This is a genomic window from Pantoea sp. Morm, from assembly GCF_016643525.1.
GTDB lineage: Bacteria > Pseudomonadota > Gammaproteobacteria > Enterobacterales > Enterobacteriaceae > Pantoea > Pantoea dispersa.
This window is the reverse complement of sequence record NZ_VOQX01000195.1, coordinates 1-2,763: the sequence shown is the minus strand read 5'-3', so window position 1 is coordinate 2,763 and position 2,763 is coordinate 1. Positions and strand designations below refer to the sequence as shown.

Here is a 2,763-nt window from a genome sequence, read left to right as displayed (position 1 = left end):
GACGAGCGTTTAGTCAGACCTTTATGATGGCGATTGTGATTGGTTCACTGCTGTGGTGGCCTAATCGCAAAAAGAAAACCGAACTTAAACCGCGTGAAGGGTTTCTGATCGTCGTGCTGTTCTGGACGGTGCTGGGTAGTGTGGGTGCGATGCCCTTCATTTTTGCCGAACAGCCGCACCTTTCGGTTACCGATGCTTTCTTCGAATCCTTTTCTGGGCTAACCACCACGGGCGCCACTACATTGGTGGGCCTTGATACCTTACCGAAAGCGATTTTGTTCTATCGTCAGATGCTGCAATGGCTGGGCGGTATGGGGATCATTGTACTGGCGGTGGCCATCTTGCCGATTCTGGGCGTGGGTGGCATGCAGCTGTATCGCGCTGAGATGCCGGGGCCGTTAAAAGATAACAAGATGCGTCCGCGTATTGCGGAAACGGCTAAAACGCTGTGGCTAATCTATGTCTTACTTACCGTGGCCTGTGCGGTGGCGCTGTGGCTGGCGGGCATGCCGGTGTTTGATGCCATCGGTCACAGCTTCTCGACTATCGCGATTGGTGGCTTTTCTACACATGATGCGAGTATCGGCTACTTCAACAGTCCTACCATCAATACCATCGTGGCGGTGTTCCTGCTGATCTCGGGCTGTAACTATGGCTTGCACTTCTCTTTATTGAGCGGCCGCAGCCTCAAAGTTTACTGGCGCGATCCCGAATTTCGCATGTTTATTGGCGTACAGCTGACGTTAGTGCTGATCTGTACGGTAGTGCTGTGGTTCCACAATGTCTATGCCAGCGGTTGGCAAACATTGAACCAGGCCTTTTTCCAGGTGGTGTCGATGGCAACGACTGCTGGCTTTACCACCGATAGTATTGCGCGCTGGCCATTATTCCTGCCTGTACTGTTGCTCTGTTCGGCTTTTATCGGCGGTATGGCGGGATCGACTGGCGGTGGCTTGAAGGTGATTCGTATTCTGCTGCTGTTTAAGCAGGGGTCGCGTGAGCTTAAGCGTTTGGTGCATCCGAACGCGGTCTACACCATCAAGTTGGGCAATCGCGCACTGCCGGAGCGTATCCTTGAAGCGGTATGGGGATTCTTCTCTGCTTATGCGCTGGTGTTCTTACTCAGCATGCTGGCGATTATCGCGACGGGCGTCGATGACTTCTCCGCTTTCGCTGCGGTTGCCGCGACGCTGAATAACCTCGGCCCAGGCTTAGGTGTTGTAGCGGATAACTTCACGTCTATGAATGACGTCGCTAAATGGATTTTGATTTTAACCATGCTGTTTGGACGCCTTGAGGTGTTCACACTGCTGGTCCTGTTCACCCCGACCTTCTGGCGTGAATAAGAGAAACAGGATTATCTAATGAAAGCATTGATTCTATATTCCAGCCGTGATGGGCAAACTCGTGAGATCGCGGCGCGTATTGCACAGACGCTAGCGCCGCAGCAGCTGTGTGACGTGATTGATTTACTGGAAGTACAGAAGGTTGAGTGGTCGCAGTATGATCGCGTGCTGATTGGCGCTTCTATTCGTTACGGACATTTCCATCCGGCATTAATGAAGTTTGTTACTCAGCATAAGGCTGAGCTGCATCAGCGCGTCAGTGGCTTCTTCAGCGTCAATCTTACGGCGCGTAAAACGGATAAGTGCACGCCAGCAACCAACGCCTATACGCATAAGTTCCTGGAGCAGTCACCCTGGCAGCCAGATTGCTGTGCGGTGTTTGCCGGCGCGTTGCGTTATCCCCGCTATCGCTGGTTTGACCGTGTCATGATTCAACTAATTATGCGTATGACGGGCGGTGAGACCGATACCTCTAAAGAAGTTGAATACACCGATTGGAATAAAGTGGCGGTTTTTGCCCAGGATTTTGTACAGTTACCAGGCAAATCGTTGTGAAATAGAGCGTTGTGGCTAAATTTAGGTCGAATGATCATTTTTTTGCAATAAACCCTTGTCAGCTCCGAATAACTCCCTATAATGCGCCACCACTGAGACGGCAAAGCGGCAACGCAGACGACTCAGCAGGGAGTGAAGTGATTCACCCCGCCGGAGAAAAACGCTGAAAAAAGTGTTTGACTCTTAAGGAGGAAAGCGTAATATACGCCACCTCGCAACAGCAGCTTAAGGCGCTGATTGCACCGCTCTTTAACAATTTATCAGACAATCTGTGTGGGCACTCGCAGGATTGATATCAGCGTCTCCGGACGTAAAAAATATCAAGTCTCACGAGTGAACACATAATGAAATTCATTATGACGTTTTACAGATGAGCATCGCTGCACTTGTTGCAGCAAATCAAACTTTAAATTGAAGAGTTTGATCATGGCTCAGATTGAACGCTGGCGGCAGGCCTAACACATGCAAGTCGAACGGTAGCACAGAGAGCTTGCTCTTGGGTGACGAGTGGCGGACGGGTGAGTAATGTCTGGGAAACTGCCCGATGGAGGGGGATAACTACTGGAAACGGTAGCTAATACCGCATAACGTCTTCGGACCAAAGTGGGGGACCTTCGGGCCTCACACCATCGGATGTGCCCAGATGGGATTAGCTAGTAGGTGGGGTAATGGCTCACCTAGGCGACGATCCCTAGCTGGTCTGAGAGGATGACCAGCCACACTGGAACTGAGACACGGTCCAGACTCCTACGGGAGGCAGCAGTGGGGAATATTGCACAATGGGCGCAAGCCTGATGCAGCCATGCCGCGTGTATGAAGAAGGCCTTCGGGTTGTAAAGTACTTTCAGCGGGGAGGAAGGCG

The 2,763-nt window shown here is 51.5% G+C and carries 2 protein-coding genes and 1 rRNA gene; all 3 read left to right on the top strand.

Annotated elements, in window-relative coordinates; all coding sequences use genetic code 11:
* The coding region (gene trkH / locus FT726_RS26675) for a Trk system potassium transporter TrkH (protein WP_346303785.1) at window positions 1-1,346 on the top strand (1,346 nt) is incomplete at its 5' end.
* 18 nt (window positions 1,347-1,364) lie between these two features.
* Entirely contained in the window at window positions 1,365-1,901 is a 537-nt protein-coding gene (gene hemG / locus FT726_RS26670) for a menaquinone-dependent protoporphyrinogen IX dehydrogenase (RefSeq protein WP_346303784.1), read from the top strand.
* A gap of 408 nt (window positions 1,902-2,309) precedes the next feature.
* Window positions 2,310-2,763 (top strand): 16S ribosomal RNA (locus FT726_RS26665); the annotation flags it as partial.

Bases quoted from the DNA above. Each gene is read 5' to 3' on its own strand.
- hemG (WP_346303784.1), top strand. From the start codon at position 1,365: ATGAAAGCATTGATTCTATATTCCAGCCGTGATGGGCAAACTCGTGAG.